This is a genomic window from Streptomyces sp. H27-H5, assembly GCF_026627505.1.
Lineage (GTDB): Bacteria > Actinomycetota > Actinomycetes > Streptomycetales > Streptomycetaceae > Streptomyces.
In genome coordinates this window covers 119,324-136,274 of sequence record NZ_JAPNLK010000008.1, presented here as the reverse complement: position 1 = coordinate 136,274, position 16,951 = coordinate 119,324, and the positions used below count along the sequence as shown (strand labels likewise).

Annotated in this window: 12 protein-coding genes; 6 read left to right on the top strand and 6 right to left on the bottom strand. The window is 73.0% G+C overall.

Features of this window, described 5'->3' with window-relative positions; genetic code table 11:
• The first annotated feature begins 421 nt into the window (after positions 1-421).
• Together OTB19_RS05910 and OTB19_RS05905 are read left to right on the top strand one after the other, a co-directional pair.
• Positions 422-2,098 carry a PucR family transcriptional regulator gene (locus tag OTB19_RS05910; protein WP_267796935.1) on the top strand — a complete coding sequence of 559 codons (1,677 nt, stop codon included), beginning with the start codon at positions 422-424 and terminating at the stop codon, positions 2,096-2,098.
• Between the two features lie 154 nt (positions 2,099-2,252).
• Positions 2,253-3,029, top strand: coding sequence for a hypothetical protein (locus tag OTB19_RS05905; protein ID WP_267796934.1), 777 nt, complete (start codon positions 2,253-2,255; stop codon positions 3,027-3,029).
• Between the two features lie 76 nt (positions 3,030-3,105).
• On the opposite strand, the gene OTB19_RS05900 is transcribed toward OTB19_RS05905, so the two are convergent.
• Positions 3,106-3,783 carry a GntR family transcriptional regulator gene (locus OTB19_RS05900; protein ID WP_385642133.1) on the bottom strand — a complete coding sequence of 226 codons (678 nt, stop codon included), beginning with the start codon at positions 3,781-3,783 and terminating at the stop codon, positions 3,106-3,108.
• A gap of 132 nt (positions 3,784-3,915) precedes the next feature.
• On the opposite strand from OTB19_RS05900, the gene OTB19_RS05895 reads away from it, so the two are divergent.
• Positions 3,916-4,782 (top strand): (2Fe-2S)-binding protein, encoded by an 867-nt coding sequence (locus tag OTB19_RS05895; protein ID WP_267796933.1) that lies wholly within the window; start codon positions 3,916-3,918, stop codon positions 4,780-4,782.
• Positions 4,783-4,974: 192 nt separating this feature from the next.
• Complete coding sequence (locus tag OTB19_RS05890; RefSeq protein ID WP_267796932.1) at positions 4,975-6,033, top strand: DUF2637 domain-containing protein; 1,059 nt, start codon at positions 4,975-4,977, stop codon at positions 6,031-6,033.
• A 51-nt stretch (positions 6,034-6,084) separates the two neighbouring features.
• On the opposite strand, the gene OTB19_RS05885 is transcribed toward OTB19_RS05890, so the two are convergent.
• From OTB19_RS05885 to OTB19_RS05870, 4 genes are all read right to left on the bottom strand, one after another.
• A complete protein-coding gene (locus tag OTB19_RS05885; protein WP_267796945.1) occupies positions 6,085-6,456 on the bottom strand; it encodes an ATP-binding protein in 372 nt (123 codons plus the stop codon).
• A 183-nt stretch (positions 6,457-6,639) separates the two neighbouring features.
• Complete coding sequence (locus OTB19_RS05880; protein ID WP_267796931.1) at positions 6,640-8,382, bottom strand: pyruvate dehydrogenase; 1,743 nt, start codon at positions 8,380-8,382, stop codon at positions 6,640-6,642.
• Between the two features lie 66 nt (positions 8,383-8,448).
• On the bottom strand, positions 8,449-10,041 hold the full coding sequence (locus OTB19_RS05875) for a protein phosphatase 2C domain-containing protein (RefSeq protein WP_267796930.1): 1,593 nt from the start codon (positions 10,039-10,041) through the stop codon (positions 8,449-8,451).
• 102 nt (positions 10,042-10,143) lie between these two features.
• The gene (locus OTB19_RS05870; protein WP_267796929.1) at positions 10,144-13,917 is read right to left on the bottom strand and encodes a S8 family peptidase; all 3,774 of its coding nucleotides are present in this window, start codon (positions 13,915-13,917) and stop codon (positions 10,144-10,146) included.
• A gap of 200 nt (positions 13,918-14,117) precedes the next feature.
• Between OTB19_RS05870 and OTB19_RS05865 the strand changes: the two genes are divergently transcribed.
• Positions 14,118-15,095 carry a helix-turn-helix domain-containing protein gene (locus OTB19_RS05865; protein ID WP_267796944.1) on the top strand — a complete coding sequence of 326 codons (978 nt, stop codon included), beginning with the start codon at positions 14,118-14,120 and terminating at the stop codon, positions 15,093-15,095.
• Positions 15,096-15,119: 24 nt separating this feature from the next.
• Positions 15,120-15,602 (top strand): DUF456 domain-containing protein, encoded by a 483-nt coding sequence (locus OTB19_RS05860; protein ID WP_267796928.1) that lies wholly within the window; start codon positions 15,120-15,122, stop codon positions 15,600-15,602.
• A gap of 121 nt (positions 15,603-15,723) precedes the next feature.
• On the opposite strand, the gene rsgA is transcribed toward OTB19_RS05860, so the two are convergent.
• Complete coding sequence (rsgA, locus tag OTB19_RS05855) at positions 15,724-16,830, bottom strand: ribosome small subunit-dependent GTPase A (protein WP_267796927.1); 1,107 nt, start codon at positions 16,828-16,830, stop codon at positions 15,724-15,726.
• Positions 16,831-16,951 lie beyond the last annotated feature (121 nt).

The window sequence follows — 16,951 nt, the reverse complement described above, 5'->3', positions numbered from 1 at the left end:
CCACCTCCGACCTGGACGATCTCCTGGCCAGGCTCGACCAGCACACCGCCGATCACCCAGAAGAATCCTCCGCCGCCAAGGCCGCGTGATCAACCCCCGAAGGACTTACGACGCAGACCACTTAGCGGCGAGCGCCTCCTCCCAGCTGGCGGGGCGAAGGAAGTCCATGTGCGGCTCTCTTCTTCTTCATCGTGTCGTTCACTTCAAGCCAGGAGGCCCAATGGCCCTCGACTGGTCGTTCACGTGCTGTTAATGCGGTGTGGAGTCAGTACACAAGCCGCGCGTCCCCCGGGTGCAGTCACCGAAACCATGAAGGAGTTGGCTGGGGGCCTCCCTCGTCTTGTAGATTCGTATGAAAGGCAGGATGCGACGACCTGCCCGATTTCCAACGGCAACATCGAGACAGATCGGCGGCGACATCATGCGGCTGCGCGCACTGCTGGAAACCGAGGCGCTGGGGCTGCGGCTGCTGGGAGGCGAGGAGGAGCTGGACCGGACGGTCCGCGGGGTCATGACGACCGACCTGCGCGATCCCAGCCGGTACCTCTCCGGCGGCGAGCTCGTCCTCACCGGCCTGGCATGGCGAAGGAATTCGGCCGACTCCGAGCCGTTCGTACGAATCCTCGCGAGCGCGGGGGTCGCCGGGCTGGCGGCGGGCGAGGCTGAGCTCGGCGACATTCCCGATGATCTGGTTTCGGCCTGTCTGCGCAACCGGCTGCCCCTGTTCGCGGTGAACGAGGACGTTGCATTCGCCACCATCACGGAGTACGTGGTGCGGCAGGTCTCCGGGGAGCGCGCGGGCGATCTCGCGGCCGTGGTCGACCGCCACCGTCGGCTCATGACGTCCGGGCCTGCCGGCGGCGGCCCCGACGTGGTGCTGGATCTGCTCACCACCGACCTCGATCTCCGGGCCTGGGTGCTCTCGCCCACGGGCCGGCAGATCGCCGGCGCGGGCGAACCGCTGGCACCGGGCGTCTGCGCGGCACTGGCGGGCGAGCACCTCGCGGCGGTCCGGACGGGCCGCAGGGGACCGCACCGGATCTCGATTCAGGGTATTACGTACTCCCTCTTCCCGATCAGGGGACACGGCCGCGGCGCCGGTCCGGCGGCCCGTGACGTGCGCGAGAGCGTGCTCTCCGACTGGCTGCTGGCCGTCGAGGCCGACGCGGGCGACTGGCCGGCCGAGCGGCTGGACCTGCTCCAGGGCGTCACCCAACTGATCGCCGTCGAGCGGGACCGCCGTGACGCGGCCCGCACGGTGCGCCGCCGGCTGGCCCAGGAGGTGCTGGAGCTGGTGCAGACGGGCGCCCCGCCGGCGGAGATCGCCGCCCGCCTGCGGGTGGCGGCCCCGGTGCTGCTGCCCGGGCTGGGCGCGGCCCCGCACTGGCAGGTCGTGGTGGCCCGGGTGGACTGGGAGGGCGGCGACATCGCCGGCGGACCGGTGGCCCAGTCGCTGCTGGAGGAGATCCTGGTCGACCCGTCCCTGTCGGGGCCCGAACCCTCCGACCGGATCGCGGTCGCCCACGCGGGCGACGAGGCCATCGCCCTCGTGCCGCTGCCGGCGCTCTCCGGGGACTCCGGCGAGGACAAGGGCCCCGACCCCGCCCTGCACGCCGACGTGCTCCTGACGACCGTACGGGAGCCCCTGGCGGCCGGCCTCGCCGACGACGGCCGGGTCACCCTGGGCGTCAGCGCCGCCGTGCACTCCGCCGAGGGCCTGCGCGGGGCCCTGGAGGAGGCCCGGCACGCCCGCCGGGTCGCCGCCGCCCGACCGGGCCGGGTGTGCGCCGCCGGACACCACGAGCTGGCCTCGCACGTCCTGCTGCTGCCGTTCGTGCCGGACGACGTGCGCCGTGCCTTCACGGCCCGGCTGCTCGACCCGCTGCGGGACTACGACCGGCGCCACCGGGCGGAGCTGATCCCGACCCTGGAGGCGTTCCTGGACTGCGACGGGTCGTGGACGCGCTGCGCGACGCGGCTGCACCTGCACGTCAACACGCTGCGGTACCGGGTCGGGCGAATCGAGCAGTTGACGGGACGGGACCTGTCGCGACTGGAGGACAAGCTCGATTTCTTCCTCGCACTGCGCATGAGCTGAGGAATCACGCCAAGGGGTCGTCGCGGGCCACTGACGAGCCGTCCGGACTTTGTGAAGGAGTTCACCCGACCCCTTGGCCGAAGCCGCCGATCCGTGCTCTCATTTCGCCCCAGGGCTCAAAGACGTGCTGCTTGGTTGCTTTGGGGAGGGCAATGTGGCGGATACCGCCATGTCCGGTGCCGGTTCTACAGGGGGGGACGACCCTCTCCAGCGGGCGATATGGCGGCTGCGCTCGCGCGGCTGTTGGACCGACGCGGCGGCCCTGCTGACACCACACGTACACGACGCGGGCGCCGCCGTTCAGCGCACCGCGCTCCTCGTCGAACGCTGCCTGTTCACCGGCCGGGGCTGGGCGGAGGCCGAGGACGCCCTGCGGGTCGCGGAGGCCGTGGCGCACGACGACGGCGAACGCGGCGCGGCCGCCTGCGAGCGGGGCCACCTGGCCTACGCCGCAACGGTGTTGGGGGTGCGCGACCGGGCCGACGAGGCCCGCTCCGCACTGGGCCGCGCGGCGGCCCTGCTCGCGCCGGGATCCCGGGCCCGGCCGCTCCTGGACTTCCGCCGGGGGCTGGTCGCGGAGCACCTGGCGGACGCCCCGCAGGCGGCCCTGCCGGCGTACCGGCGGGCGCACGCGGGCGCCGTGGCCCACGACGACACCCTGCTGCTGTCGTTCACGTGGCGCCACCTGGCCGCCCTGGCCCTGCGCGACGGGGAGGTCGCCGAGGCGCGCAAGGGGTTCGCGGAGTCCCTGCGGATCCGGGAGGACCTGGGTTTCCTGATCGGCACCGCTCCCGCGCTGGCCGCGCTGGCGGAGGCGGAACCCGAACCGGAGGCGGCCCGCCTGCGCGCGGAGGCCCGCCGCCTGTTCCACCTGTTGGGCGGCATCCCCACCTGGTTGGCCGACCAGCTCCACCCGAGTCCCGCCGCCTGACCCCGACCCGGCCCCGTCCGCCCGTTCCGGCGGCGGGAACCGGGGCGGCGCGAGGTACCGGCGCGCGGCCCGACGCTCAGCCGGCGGCGCCCGCGAAGTGTTCCCGTACGAGTGACTCCACCACGGTCAGGTCCCCGGCGATCAGGGCCTCCAGCAGCACCACGTGCTCCGCGGCGTCCGCGATCAGGTCCGCGCGGCGCACCCGGGGCGCGCCGGGCAGGGGCCACTGGGACCGGCGGTGGAGGTCCTCCGCCACCTGGAGCAACTGCTCGTTGCCGGCGAGGGAGAGCACCGCCCGGTGGAAGGCCCGGTCGGCGTCGGCGTATCCGGGGAGGTCGCCGGCCGCCGCCGCTTCCGCGGTGGCCGCCGCTGCCGGTCGCAGGGATTCCCAGACCGAGGCCGGCAGGGTCCTGGCCAGCCTCGACATCACCGGGACCTCCAGCAGGGCGCGCACCTCGGCCAGCTCCGCCAGCGCCCGCGGGGTCCGGGTGAGCACGCGGAAGCCCCGGTTGGGGAGGCATTCCACCGCCCCCTCCAGCGCCAGCTGCTGCATCGCCTCGCGCACCGGGGTCGCGGAGACCCCGAACCGCTCGCCGAGCGCCGGGCCCGAGTAGATCTCCCCCGGCGCCAGCTCCCCGTCGACCAAGGCCGCGCGCAGCGCGTCCAGGATCTGGCCGCGCACCGAATGGCGCAGCACCTTCCGTGGCGCGATGGTGGCTTTCTCCGACACCCCGACGTGGGCCGCTTCCTGCACTCGGTCCCTCCTGAGGGTCTCGACCTGTTCCGAGAATAGGCGACCCGGCGGGGGCGCCGGTGATACGGATCGCGTGATGATCGGGTAAGGTAAGGCTAACCTTCTAACGATCGCTCGATTCGGTGGTCCACGATGCCCGTCCAGACCTTGGTACCCGCCCCGGCCGGCTCTCCGGTGGCGGACGCCTACCAACGCCTGGCCGAGGTGTACGACGGCCTGCGGATCACGGAGCTCTCGGCGCACGAACCCGGACCTCGCGGTGTGGGATGGGTCGGCGCCGACGAGCTCGCGGCGGGCGGGGCCCCTCTCGACGCCTACCTCGCCTGGGACGACGCGCAGGTGCTCCGGGACTACGGTCACCAGGCCCGGCCGGACGTCGTCGCGGGCTTCGGCCTGCACCGGTACGCCTGGCCGGCCTGTCTGCTGATCACCGTTCCGTGGCTGCTCCACCGGCGGGTGCCGCGGCCGACCCCCGACCAGGTGGCCTTCCACCGGACCACGGGCCGGATGGCGGTGCGCGTCGACGAGTTCGCCTGCCTGCCGGACGATCCTGCGGCCGCTCTCCCCGGGGCCCGGGTCGTGCCCGACGAGGAGGCGCTGCGCGTGGAGGTCCGGGCCGCGGTGGCCCGGCACCTCGAACCGGTGCTGGAAGGTTTCGGCCCGCGCATGCGGCGCGGGCGGCGCGCCCTGTGGGGCATCGTGACGGACGACGTGGTCGAGAGCCTCTCGTACGTCGGCGCGCTGCTCGGCGAGGAGTCGCGGGTCATGGCGGAGCTGGAGGCGCTGCTGCCCGGTTCCACCGCCCCCTACACGGGCGGCGCGGGCTTCCGCACCCTGACGGGCCCCGCCGGCGAGCGGCTCATGACCCGGGACCGCGCAGGCTGCTGCTTCTTCTACACGATCCGCCCGGACGACGCCTGCGTGACCTGCCCCCGCACCTGCGACAGCGAGCGCGTCGCCAGGATGACGGCGACGGTCGAGGCACCCCCGGCCGACTGAACCCACCCGCGCGGGTGAACGCGATTCGAACTCAACTCGCTCCGTTCGCGCGGGCGTTCGAGCCACAACACCCTATCCGACGGGCCCGGCACCCCGTTGGCGTCCACTTGTCCCGAAACCCGCGTGTGCGGCGGACCGGCTGCGCCACTATGGCGCCCGGAAAGCCGCATACGCGAGGCAAGGGACATCCGCATGAGACTGACCGACATATCGCTGGACTGGCTGCTGCCCGGCAGCCTCCTGATCCTGGGCGTACTTGCGGCAGTGGCGGTACTGGCCCGGGGCAAGCGGGAGAGCGAGAAGGCGGCGGCCGAGGACAGCTGGGAGCGCAGCGAGGAACGGCGCCGGCGCAAGGAAGCCGTGTACGGGACCGCCTCCTACGTCCTGCTCTTCTGCTGCGCGGCGGTGGCCGCCGCCCTCTCCTTCCACGGGCTGGTCGGCTTCGGCCGACAGAACCTGAACCTCTCCGGCGGCTGGGAGTACCTGGTCCCGTTCGGTCTCGACGGCGCCGCCATGTTCTGTTCGGTGCTCGCCGTCCGCGAGGCCAGCCACGGCGACGCCGCCCTCGGTTCTCGCATGCTGGTCTGGCTGTTCGCGGGCGCGGCCGCCTGGTTCAACTGGGTGCACGCGCCGCGCGGCATGGGTCACGACGGCGCCCCGCAGTTCTTCTCGGGGATGTCGCTCTCCGCGGCGGTGCTCTTCGACCGGGCCCTGAAGCAGACCCGCCGAGCGGCGCTGCGCGAACAGGGCCTGATCCCGAGGCCGTTGCCGCAGATCCGGATGGTCCGCTGGCTGCGGGCCCCCCGCGAGACGTTCGGCGCCTGGTCGCTGATGCTGCTGGAGGGCGTGCGCACGCTCGACGAGGCCGTGGACGAGGTGCGCGAGGACAAGAAGGAGAAGGAGCAGGACCGGCACCGCAGGCGGGAGCAACACCGCCTGGACCGCGCCCACATCAAGGCGTTGGGCCGGCAGAACCGGGCCTTCGGACGGGCCCGCGCCCGCCAGGTGGAGGTTCCGGGGCTGGCTCCCGGAACGGGCTCCGCGCCGGTCGGCGCGGAGCCGGCCATACCGGAAGCGGGACAGCTGCCCCTGCGCCGCCGGCCCTCCCTGCAGGCCGTGAACGGAATCGACCCACTTGAGGTGACCGGCCCCCGGACGGTGGACCTGACCGCCGAGGACGACACCCAGACCATTCCCCGACTCGACTCCCTGGAGCGCAAACTCAAGGATCTGGAGCAGCAGTTCGGCTGATCCACCCCATCCCCGAGGGCCGTTCCGAGCGCCGCGCGCCCGGTGCGGCCCTCACGCTTCCAGCTCGAACCAGACCACCTTGCCGGCGCCGCGCGCCAGCGTGTCCACGCCCCATTCGTCGGCCAGCTCCTGCACCAGTACCAGGCCTCTGCCGTGCGTACCGTCGTCGGCGGACGGTACGTACGGTCGGGGCCGGCGGGAGGCGTAGTCGCGGACCTCGACCCGCAAGCGGGTGGCGGCCAGGCTCGCGGACACCTCCGCGCCCTGTTCGGTGTGGACCAGGGCATTGGTCACCAGTTCGGTGATGAGCAGCTCCGCCACGTCGGCGGTGTCGGATCGGCACCGGTGGCGCATCAACTCCCTTAACGCCCGGCGTATTTCGCCCACTGCCTTGAGGTCGGCCCGGCGCACGCTGCGGGTGATCCCCGAGGTGTCCGCCGCGCCCCCGTCCTCGGCGGACGGTTCACGCGGCTCCGGCCGCCCTCTCTTCCACGGCTTTCCGATCTTCGCCCCCACCCGCACGGCGATGTACCTCCCCCGTGTCCATGTCTCTCGAACAGGCCTACGGGATGCATGCCCCTCAGGGAAATCCGCACTCCTTCGGGCTTACGGGCGCGGTACGTTGCGGAGATTGGATCGAGCCATCTGGATCATGCGGCCCACTCCGCCGTCCAGCACGATCTTGCCGGCGGAAAGTGCGAAACCGGTCACCATGTCGGCGCTGATCTTCGGCGGGATCGACAGGGCATTGGGGTCGGTCACCACGTCCACCAAAGCGGGTCCCTTGTGCCGGAACGCGTCCTTCAAAGCACTCGTGAGCTGCTTGGGCTTCTCCACCCGCACCCCGAAGGCGCCGGCCGCGCGGGCGATGGCCGCGAAGTCGGGGTTGTGGTTCGTGGTGCCGTACGAGGGCAGGCCGGAAACCAACATCTCCAACTCGACCATTCCGAGTGCGGAGTTGTTGAAGAGGACCACTTTGACGGGTAGGTCGTACTGCACGAGGGTGAGGAAATCTCCCATCAGCATCGAGAACCCGCCATCACCCGACATGGAGACCACTTGACGGTTGCGATCGGTGAACTGTGCGCCGATGGCCTGGGGCAGTGCGTTGGCCATGGAGCCGTGGCTGAAGGATCCGATGACGCGCCGCTTGCCGTTCGGGGAAAGATAGCGCGCCGCCCACACATTGCACATGCCCGTATCCACGGTGAACACCGCGTCCTCGTCGGCGAGTTCGTCGAGGACCGCAGCGACGTACTCGGGGTGGATGGGCGTGTGCTTCTCCACCTTCCGGGTGTAGGCCTTGACGACTCCCTCCAGTGCGTCCGCGTGCTTCTTGAGCATCCGGTCGAGGAAGCGACGGTCGGTCTTGACCTTCACCCGGCTGTTCAGGGCCCGCAGGGTCTCGCGCGCGTCCCCCCAGACGGCGAGGTCCAACTTGGAGCGTCGACCGAGGTGTTCGGGGCGGATGTCCACCTGGACGATCTTCACGTCGTCGGGGAGGAAGGCGTTGTAGGGGAAGTCCGTGCCGAGCAGGATCAGCAGGTCGCATTCGTGGGTGGCCTCGTAGGCCGCGCCGTAGCCGAGCAGCCCGCTCATCCCGACGTCGTACGGATTGTCGTACTGGATCCATTCCTTGCCGCGCAGCGCGTGGCCGACGGGGGCCTTGACCCGGCCGGCGAACTCCATGACCTCGGCGTGCGCGCCGGCCGTGCCGCTGCCGCAGAAGAGCGTCACCTTGTCGGCCTCGTCGATCAGCCGGACCAGCTTCTCGATCTCCCCGTCACCGGGCCGCACGGTCGGCCGCGCGGTCATCAGGGCGTGCTCGACGCTCTTCTCGGGGGCGGGGAGGGAGGCGATGTCCCCGGGCAGCGCGATCACCCCGACGCCGCTGCGGCCGATGGCGTGCTGGATCGCGCTCTGGAGCACCCGGGGCATCTGCTGCGGGTTGGAGATCAGCTCGCTGTAGTGGCTGCATTCGGTGAACAGCCGGTCGGGGTGGGTCTCCTGGAAGAAGCCGAGGCCGATCTCGCCGGAGGGGATGTGCGAGGCGAGCGCGAGCACCGGGGCCATCGAACGGTGGGCGTCGTAGAGCCCGTTGATCAGGTGGAGGTTGCCGGGGCCGCAGGAACCGGCGCAGGCGGCCAGCCTGCCGGTGATCTGGGCCTCGGCTCCGGCCGCGAAGGCGGCCGTCTCCTCGTGTCGTACCTGGATCCACTCGATGCCGTCCGTCCGGCGGATGGCGTCGACGACGGGGTTCAGACTGTCACCGACGACTCCGTACATCCGTTGCACGCCCGCGCGCACGAGGATGTCGACGAACTGCTCCGCCACGTTCTGCTTGGCCATGGAAGGGGCGCCCTTTCCGGTTCGGCACTGCCGTGTGCGCCTTCCATCCACGCACGTCCCGCGCCGTTACGCCTCCCAGACCGCGGCGGCCGTCCGGTCGTCGGCGTACCCCTTGAGGCGGAGCTGGGCGTCCGCGAGGAAGGCGGGCAGGCCGGGCGGCTCCCCCTCGGACCAGCGGGCGGCGAGTTCGGCCGAGAGGAGCCCTTCCTCCCGCATCGGGTCGGCGAGCCCACCGGAGCAGAGCAGCAGGGTGTCCCCCGGTCGGGCGACGGACGCGCGGAACAGGAACCCGCTGCCCGCGCCGCCTTCGGGGGACGTCTCGGAGGGGCCGGCCGGTCCCGGGTCCGGGGACCGGCCCGGCTCCAGGTCCTGCCAGCGGCCGGCGCGGAGCCGGAAGACCCCGCCCGCGCCCGCGCCGAAGCACACCCGGTTGCGGCACCGCGGGTCCACCGGCAGCAGGACCCCGCGCAGCCCCGCCGTGTAGGACTCCTCGGCGTGGCCCAGTTCCGCGGCCCGGGCCCGCAGCCGCCCGTATCCCCGGTCGGTCAGTCGCTGGAGGCCGGAGCGCAGGGCCTCGCGGCGCCCGGCCCGGACGTCGTCGGACAGCCGTTCGTGGCTGCGCCCGACGGCCGCCGCGACGGCGTGGCACAGTTCGGCGGCGGCTTCCTTGGCCCCGGGGGCGGCCCGGTCACCGCCGGCCAGCACCACCAGCACGAGGGCGTCGTCGCCGGCGCCGAAGCGGGCGGTGAGCAGGGAGTCCCGCCGGGCCTCGCCCCGGAACCGGGCGGAGTCGCCGCGCAGGGACGCGGCGCGCAGGGTGTACGTGCCGTGGCGGGCGCCCTCCAGCACGGTGTCGGGCGTCAGCGTGTCGAGCGCGGCGGGGTCGGCCGGGGGCAGCGCTCCCGGTTCGGCGTGGTAGGTGGGGGCCCGGTCCCCGAGGTGGCGCACCTCGGGCCGCTCGGCGGGCACGCCCCGGGCCGGCGGCTCCTCGCGGGGCTCCGACCCGGGTACCGGGTCGGGGCTCGACCCGGATTCCGACTCGGGCGCGGTTGCGGCCTGCGACGACGCCTCCGGTACGGGTGCGGCCGCCGGGGCGGGCGCGCCTGAGGGGGCCTCCTCGCGGGGCGCCCCTCGGCCGCGGACGGGCAGCTCGGGCGGCTCCGGCGGCCGCGGTGGGGCCACCGGTTCCGGGGCCCACGCCGGTTCGGGCTCGGCGGGCGGGACGACCACGTCGCCCAGGGCGTAGCCGGTGGCCCCGGCGGTCCGCGGGTCCCGCATCGCGGGCGCCGGCGGGTACGCCGGGGGTGGAGGCGGCGGAGGCACGTACGCGGGGGGCGGGGGTGGTGACGGCGGTGGCGGGGGAGGTACCGGGGTGTCCCCGCCCCGGGGCCCGGCTCCCGCCGGCTCGCGCTCCGGCTCGGCCTCCCGCCGCTGGGCGGGCAGTACCGAGCCGGCCCGGTCGGACGGTGCGGTCGTGCCCACCGACCCCGGACCCGACTCCGCGCCCGCGTCCGTCGCCGTACCCGTCTCGGGCTCCTTGACCAGCACCACCGCCGAGCGGTACCGCTGGTCCAGCGTGTCCCCCGGATCGGGTTCGGGTACCGCGTCCGGGTCCTCGTAGAGCTTCTGCCACCAGTCGTCCGCACCCCGCTGACTCATGCCTCCATTGTCGGCCGTCGGGGGCGGCGAAAAACGCGGAACACACGAAAAGGGCCCACCGGGCCGCCGCCCGGTGGACCCTCTCCGCTTCAGTCGTACGGGCTAACGAATGTCGTAGGCCCGCACGACCGTCTGGGTGACGGACGCGCCGTTCGCGTCCGTCAGTTCGACCTTCAGCGACACCGGCTTGCCGGCGGCGCCCGCGTGGTCCACGCGGGCGGTCCAGGTGCCGCGACGCTCGCCGACCTCGGCGCGCGTCCAGTTCTCACCGTCGTAGGAGTACGACAGCTTCGCCGACTTCAGCGCGCCCGGCGTGTAGCCCGCGTGCCCGGTGACGCCCAGACGGATCGTCTGGCCGTTCGTCGCGGCGAGGGTCTTCACCCCGTCCTCCGGGATCGAGAGCGCCGGGAAGAGGATCGGCAGGGCCTGCGAGTACCGGGTGGCGTCCTCCTTCGAACGGAAGGTCCAGGAGGTCTGGATCTCCTGCGAGCGCTGCCAGGTACGGGCCGGCTGGCCGAACTTCTGTACCTGCTGGGTGAGTTCGTACGTGGCTTCACCAGCCGGGACCTCGAAGACCCCGGACGGGTACCAGCTGTCCCCGATCTGCTCGCCGTCGCGCTTGAGCACCAGTCCCCCGGCGTCGCCGAAGGAGCCCGGCTGCGCGTGGTGCCCGCTGTCGCCCCACATGGCGGAGGCGAAGCCGATCAGGTTGCCCTGCCGCTCGGCGGCGAGCAGCGGCCGGCCCGCGGTGTCGCGCGGGGCGACCGGGCCGATCACTCCGTCGTACCAACTCTCGCTGCGCTTCGAGCCCTTGGTGTAGGTGCGCTGTTGGCCGGTCATGAACTCGCCCCAGGGGAAGCTGCTGGAGAGCAGGTGGTCCCAGGCGGTGTCGCCGGCGGTGTGGTACTCGATGCGCTTGCCGGGCACCGCCACGGTCTCCAGGCTGCCGAAGAACACGGCGTTGCCCGACGGCCGGTAGGCGCCGACCAGATCGACGAAGTCCGCGCCGACGCCCATGGCGTGGTAGGTGGACTCCACGGCGCCGAGGTCGCGGTCGCGCACCCGGTAGGTGCGGTCGCCGCGCACCTCGCCCTTCTCGATCTGGGCGAGGTTGTAGAGGTAGGGGCTCTTCGCGGTGGCCTTCCAGTTCAGCGTGACCTTGCCCGCGTCCAGCCGGGCCAGCAGGGCCTTGGCCTCGCCCGTCTCGATGGACAGCGCGGGGAGGGAGCCACCCGCGTAGCCGGTGAATCCGATCCAGCGGCCGGGGGCGTCGCGGTGGGCGAGCACGGCCTTGGCGCCGGCGGCCCTGGCGCGTTCCGCCACCTCGTAGAGCGCTCCGTCCACGGTCTTGACCAGCACGATCGCACCCTTGGCGGAGACCGCGGCCAGTTCCTCGGGGGTGCCGTTGCCGGCGTTCACCAGGGGCGCGGAGCCGGTTCCGTCGAGGTTGTCGCTGCCGAGGGAGGCGGTGGTCGGGTGCAGCGTCGGGCCGCCTGCCGCCTTCAGCTCGGAGACCAGGGGCGCGGCGGCCCGCCAGTAGCTGCCGAACTCGAACTGCCCCTCCTCGGCCTTTCCTTCGACCGAGGCGTAGTAGCCGCGGATCGATCGGCCGCCCTGCGCGGTGCCCGCGTGCAACCAGGCCTCGTCCCAGGAGCGGGAGAAGGCGAGGGTGGTGGAGCGGGCCTCGGTGGGCTTGTCGGTGGCGAGGGAGAGCCTGGCCGCCTTGCGGGCGTCCAGCACGATCACGGTGTCCTTCACCATCTCGACCTGCGGGCGGCCGAGGTAGGTGAGGGAGTCGACGAGCGGGTTCTCCGCGACGCCGGCGTCGGGGGTGCCGACGAAGGCGGACAGGAAGTACGAGCCCGGTCGGACCCGGTAGACCTGGTCGACGGCGCCCTCGTTGAAGCGGCGCTCGCCACTGGCGTCGTCGGTGCCGATGACGTCCAGGGAGGACGGCCCGGCGGCCGGCTTGCCGGCGCGGTCGATGAGCTTGACGCGCAGGGTGACGGTCTGCGGCTGCACGTACAGGGAGAAGGGGGTGGAGACGCGCACGCCGTTCGCCGTGGCGACGACGCGTCCGGTGATGTCCCCGTACTGGGAACGCTCCAGCTTCGCGTCGGGTTCCAGTGCCAGCGGTACCTTCACGGTGGCCCCGGCCGGGACGGTCACGGTGCGCCGGTCGAGGTGGGCCGGCCGGGAGCGGACGGTTGAGCCGTCGTTGCCGGTGACCTTCTCGACGGCCAGGTTCAGGGTGACCGCCTTGGTGCCCGTGTTGGTGTACGGGACGTCCACGCTCGTGCGGTCCCCGCGGTCCTGCGGCCAGTTGTAGGCGCCGCCCTGCACGGCCGGCGCGGAGGTGACGGTGGTGTCGATGGCCGCCTTCACGTCGAGCCGGCCGCCGCCGGTCTGGCGGACGTCACCGGGCACCTTCGTGTTCGCGGACCCGACGAGGGCCGCCTTGACCTGCTGCGGCGTCCAGTCCGGGTGGCGCTGCTTGACGATGGCGGCGGCGCCCGCGACGTGCGGGGTGGCCATCGAGGTCCCGGACATGGACTGGTACGCGTACACCCCGCGGCCGCCCATCGCGGCGGCGGAGATCCCGACGCCGGGCGCGGCGATCTCCGGCTTGAGGGTGTGTTGGAGACCGGCGGGGCCGCGGCTGGAGAAGGAGGCGGTGGTGTCGTCGCGGTCGACGGCGCCGACGGTCAGCACGCCGGGGGCGCAACCGGGTGAGGACACCGTGTTGTTGCCGGGGCCGGAGTTGCCGGCGGCGATCACGAAGAGGGTGCCGGAGTTGCGGGCGAGCTGCTCGGCGGCGGCGCTCATCGGGTCGTCGCAGGTGGTCTGCGAGGGGTCGCCGAGGCTCATGGAGACCACGTCGGCCTTGCTGTCGACGGCCCACTCCATGCCGGCGATGATCCAGGAGTCGAGGCCGTAGCCCTGGTCGTTGAGGACCTTGCCGCTGAGCAGTTCGGCGCCGGGGGCGGCGCCCTTCTTCGCTCCGCCGCTCGCCGCGCCGGAGCCGCCGACGGTGGAGATGGTGTGGGTGCCGTGGCCCTGCCGGTCGGCGTCGCTGTCGGAGTCGGTGAAGTTCCTCGACGCCGCGACGCGGCCCTTGAGGTCGGGGTGGTCCAGGTCGGTGCCGGTGTCGAGGACGGCGACCTTGGTGCCCTTGCCGTCGTAGCCGGCGGCCCAGGCGGCGGGCGCGTTCACCTGTTTGGTGGACCGCTCCAGGTTCGCCCGGACCTTGCCGTCCAGCCACAGCTTCTTCAAGCCGCCGGCCGCGCGGGAGCGGTCGCCGGTCGCGGGGCGGATCACGTCCGTCCAGAAGGCCGCGGCCTGCTGCTTGTCGGCGGCGAGGGCGACCGCGCCGATCGAGGGCAGGACCAGGGAGCGGTCGGCGCCGCGCGGTGCGGGCGGCGCGGAGCGCGCCACGTTCACGGAGCCGTCGTAGACCGCGATGAGCGGCAGCTTCTTGGCGTGCGCGTCGTCGTAGCCCTGCCGGATCAGGCCGGTGACGTTGAAGAGTTCCTCGTCGACCGTGCCCGCGGCGAGCGCCGCGATCGCGCCCTCGGGGTAGACGTACAGGTCCTTGCCGCTCTGGCGGGTCTGGACCACGGGCTGCGAGCCGTCCTCACGGGGCATCGCGGTGGCGGCGGCGCGGCCGGCGGCGTCGGTGGACACCAGGACCCGGTCGCCCGTGACGAGGGTGACGGTGACGGGCGTCGAGGGGTGTGCGCCGGCCGCCTCGCTTCCCACGATCGGTCTCTTGTCCTTCGCTCCGTCGCTCGGCTGTGCCGTGGACGGGTCGACGGCGTTGGCGGCCAGGACGGCCGCCACGGCCGCTCCCAGCGCCGTGCGCGATATCGGGCGCATCGCTCTCCCCAGGTGAATTCCGACCAACTGCCTCATCGCACGGCAAAGTTGCCGTGCGCGTGGCTGTCGACCGGCGAATGGTGGTGCTGCGGTGGCGTCACCTTTACAGAGAGCCGGGTGGTACGGCGATGATGTCGGCGGCGGGTTTGCGCCGTGGCCGCTTCCCGCCAGGAGCGGTGTCGAGAGAAGGGGTGGACGTGTTGCTGGGTGCGATAGGCCTGGACGAGGGGCAGGAGTCGGCGTACCGCGCGCTGGTGGCGCTGGGGGCCGCGGAGGTGCCCGACCTGGCCCACCGGCTGACGCTGCCCGTGCCACAGACCGAGCGGGCCTTGCGGCACCTGGAGCGGCACGGCCTGGCGGCCCAGTCCTCGGCGCGCCCCGGCCGTTGGGTGGCGGCCCCTCCGGGGGTGGCGCTGGGGGCGCTGCTCACGCAGCAGCGGCACGAGCTGGAGCAGGCGGAGTTGGCGGCGGCGCTGCTGGCGCAGGAGTACCGGGCGGAGGCCGCCGAGCCGGCGGTCCACGACCTGGTGGAGGTGGTGACGGGGGCGAGCGCGGTCGCGCACCGCTTCGTACAGCTCCAGCTGGGCGCGACCGAGGAGGTGTGCGCGCTGGTGAGCGGGCGGCCCCAGGTGATGACGGGGATGGACAACGAGGCGGAGGAGCGGGCCTCCGTGCGCGGCGTGGAGTACCGGGTGGTCATCGAGCGGGAGGTGCTGACCCTGCCGAGCGGCGTCCGCGAGGCGTCGACGGCCCTGGCGCGCGGCGAACGGATCCGGGTGACGGGGCAGGTCCCGACGAAGCTCGTGATCGCGGACCGCAGTCTGGCGATGGTGCCGCTGACGGCGCGGGGCGCCGAGCCGGCCGCGCTGGTGGTGCACGCGTCGGGTCTGCTGGAGTCCCTGATGGGCCTCTTCGAGGCGGTGTGGCGGGAGGCGCTGCCGTTGCGGCTGGGTTCCACCGGTTCCCCGGAGGAGTCGGGGGGCGGCCCCGACACCATCGACCTGGAGATCCTGTCCCTGCTGCTGGCCGGCATGACGGACGCGAGCGTGGCGAAGCACCTGGAGCTGGGGCTGCGGACTGTACAGCGGCGGGTCAAGGGTCTGATGGAGATGTCCGGGGTGACCACGCGGCTCCAGCTCGGTTGGCACGCGTACGAGCGGGGCTGGGTGGCTCGATAGCCCCTGGTCGGTCAGGCTGGGCAGATGGATCTGCCTCAGCTGCTCCTGGTGGGGCTGGTGCTGCTGCTCGGGGTGCTCGGGGTACTGGTCCCCGGCGTCCCGGGAACCTGGCTGGTCTGGGCGGGGGTGCTGTGGTGGGCGCTGCACATGCGGTCCTCGCTCGCCTGGGCCCTGCTCGTCGCCACGACGGCCCTGCTGTTGGTGGTGCAGGTGGTGAAGTGGCAGTTGCCGCCCCGGCGGCTGCGGGCCGTGGGGGTCACGCCCCGGATGGCGGTGTTCGCGGGCGCGGGCGCGCTGCTGGGTTTCGTCCTGCTGCCGGTGGTGGGCGCGATCCCCGGGTTCGTGGGCGGGATCTACCTGTGCGAGCGCCTGCGGCTGGGCACGCGCGGGGAGGCCTGGACCTCGGTCCGGGCGGTGATGCGCGCGGTGGGTACGAGCGTGCTGGTGGAACTGTTCGCGTGCCTGCTGGTGGTGGCGGCCTGGCTGGGCGCGGTGCTCGCGTCGTAGGCACGGTCCGGGGTCCGACGGGATCGGGAGCCGCCGGGATCGGGAGCCGCGGGCCGGTCCCGGCGGTGGGCCCCCGCTCGGCGGGGGCCCACCGCGGGCCGGAGGTCGTCCGCCGGACGGGTCAGACCCGTCCGCCCCGCTTGGCCGCGTGATTGGCCCGGCCCTCCGCCGACTTCAGTCGCCAGTCCCGGCGGATCTCGGACCGCAGGCGCGCGTCCGTCTTGGCGACGATCCGCTGGTTCTCCCGCAGCAGCTTGCGGTAGCTCTCGAGCCGTCGTTCCGGCAGCTCACCCGACTCCAGCGCCGCCAGCACCGCGCACCCCGGTTCGGCCTCGTGCCCGCAGTCGTGGAAGCGGCACTCGCGCGCGTACTCCTCGATCTCCGAAAAGACCTGCCCGACGCCCACCTCGGCGTCCCACAGTCCCACGCCGCGCAGACCGGGAGTGTCGATCAGGACGCCGCCGCCCGGGAGGGCGAGGAGGTTGCGGGTGGTCGTCGTGTGGCGGCCCTTGCCGTCGAGCTCGCGGGCCGCCTGCACCTCCATGACGTCGACGCCGAGCAGCGTGTTGGCCAGGGTGGACTTGCCGGCGCCGGAGGTGCCGAGGAGGACGCTCGTACCGTCCGCGACGACCGCGGCGAGGACGTCCGTGCCCTCACCCGTCACGGAGGAGACGGTCAGCACCTGCACGCCCGGCGCGGCGGTCTCGACGTCCTCCACCAGGTAGGACAGCGCGGTCGGGTCCGGGACCAGGTCCGCCTTGGTCAGGACGACCAGCGGCTGCGCCCCCGACTCCCAGGCCAGGGCCAGGAAGCGTTCGATGCGCCCGAGGTCGAGCTCGACGGCGAGCGAGACCGCGATGACGGCGTGGTCCACGTTGGCGGCGAGGATCTGTCCCTCGGAGCGCTGCGAGGAGGTGGACCGCACGAAGGCGGTCCGGCGCGGCAGGTAGGCCTTGACGTACCGGGGGTTGCCGGCCGCCTCGACGGCGGCCCAGTCACCGGTGCAGATGACCCGGAGCGGGTCGTGCGGGGTGACGAAGGCGGTGTCGGCGCGGACGATCCCGTCCGCGGTCATGACGTCGCACTGGCCGCGGTCGACCCGGACGACCCGGCCGGGCAACAGGCCCTGCGCGAGGTACGGGGCGAACTCGGCCGCCCACGCGTCGTCCCAACCGAAGGGGGTGAGGGCGTGCGCGAGCGGAGCCTGCGAGAAAGAGGAGAAAGACAAGGGGAACCCTTCACAGGGTGGCCCCGGCGGCGCGCGCTCGGTGGCGCGCGAAGAAGGTGTGAGGTCAGCCGGAGACCACGGGGGTGACATTGATGATCTTCTGAGTGCGGGCAGCGCCCTG

Bases quoted from the DNA above. Each gene is read 5' to 3' on its own strand.
- OTB19_RS05890 (WP_267796932.1), top strand. From the start codon at position 4,975: ATGAGACTGACCGACATATCGCTGGACTGGCTGCTGCCCGGCAGCCTC.
- OTB19_RS05880 (WP_267796931.1), bottom strand. From the start codon at position 8,382: ATGGCCAAGCAGAACGTGGCGGAGCAGTTCGTCGACATCCTCGTGCGC.
- OTB19_RS05910 (WP_267796935.1), top strand. From the start codon at position 422: ATGCGGCTGCGCGCACTGCTGGAAACCGAGGCGCTGGGGCTGCGGCTG.
- OTB19_RS05860 (WP_267796928.1), top strand. From the start codon at position 15,120: ATGGATCTGCCTCAGCTGCTCCTGGTGGGGCTGGTGCTGCTGCTCGGG.
- OTB19_RS05870 (WP_267796929.1), bottom strand. From the start codon at position 13,917: ATGCGCCCGATATCGCGCACGGCGCTGGGAGCGGCCGTGGCGGCCGTC.
- OTB19_RS05875 (WP_267796930.1), bottom strand. From the start codon at position 10,041: ATGAGTCAGCGGGGTGCGGACGACTGGTGGCAGAAGCTCTACGAGGAC.
- OTB19_RS05895 (WP_267796933.1), top strand. From the start codon at position 3,916: ATGCCCGTCCAGACCTTGGTACCCGCCCCGGCCGGCTCTCCGGTGGCG.